The organism is Streptomyces sp. NRRL F-5755, assembly GCF_001279365.1.
GTDB classification, from domain to species: domain Bacteria; phylum Actinomycetota; class Actinomycetes; order Streptomycetales; family Streptomycetaceae; genus Streptomyces; species Streptomyces rimosus.
Genome location: NZ_LGCW01000169.1, coordinates 1 through 941, shown reverse-complemented (window position 1 = coordinate 941; position 941 = coordinate 1). Strand labels below are relative to the sequence as shown.

The following is a 941-nucleotide window of genomic DNA, read 5'->3' as shown; positions in this document are numbered from 1 at the left end:
GGTTTGGGCCGGCTGGGTAGGTGAGGTGCAAGGGGTGGTCGGGGTGGTGGGCTGCCAGGGGGTGGCTGGTCCAGTGGAAGGTGGGGTGCAGGAGGACACCTTGGCCGGTGAGGGTGATGTGCTGGTCTTTGGGTGCGGGGAGTTCCCAGGTGTTGTCCCGGAGACGGGAGTCGGGGATCAGGTGGGTCAGGGCGTGGGCGGTGCCGTGTTCGGCTGTGGTGAGGGCGTGGCGGGTGAACTCGTCGCGGTGGAGGTCCTGGATCAGGGGCCATACGGGGCGTAGGACGGTTTCGAAGGCCGCGTGTTGGGCCTGGTCGAAGAGGTGCCAGGCATCGGGGTCGTTTTGGTGGAGGGCCCGGATCCAGGGCGGTGGTGGGTGGGGGGCCGAGGCGTAGATGCGTTGGAGTTCGGAGCGGATGGCGGTGGGGTCGGTCGCGTGGATGGATTCCAGGGCGTCGGTGAGTGAGTCGTTGTAGGTGTCGAGGAAGGCGGGGGCTTTGCCTGCGGGGGCCAGGGCGCGGAGCGGGAGGACGGTGGGTGGGAGGGAGCGGAGGAGGCGTTGTCGCCAGCGGGCGTAGAGGAGGGGGTCGTCGCTGCTGGTGACCTTCATGAAGGCCGTGTTGAGTTCGATCAGGGGTGCCGGGCGGGGTGCGAAGCGGACGCGGGCGAAGTCGGCGGCCGTGAAATGGATGCGGAGCACTGGTCCCCCTGAATGCGAGGCACTGGTCCCCTGATGGTGTCGCTCGCCATCGTGCGCATGGTGTCACGCCATCGTTTCGGGCTGGAGCTAAAGGATCGCGGGTTCCTCCCTCCGGACGTCAGCCTGGCGGCGGAAGCAGGTTGGCAGACGGCAGATGGCCGATGGCCGATGGTAGTAGGGGGATGGGGATGGGTATGTCGGGTGGCGAGGTTGGCGGGGCCGGGGGTGGCCAGGGTCAGGG

At 68.4% G+C, this 941-nt stretch carries 1 protein-coding gene; it reads right to left on the bottom strand.

Annotation, left to right across the window (positions count from 1 at the left end; genetic code table 11):
• The coding region (locus tag ADK86_RS16375; RefSeq protein WP_053697245.1) for a hypothetical protein at positions 1–700 on the bottom strand (700 nt) is incomplete at its 3' end.
• Positions 701–941 lie beyond the last annotated feature (241 nt).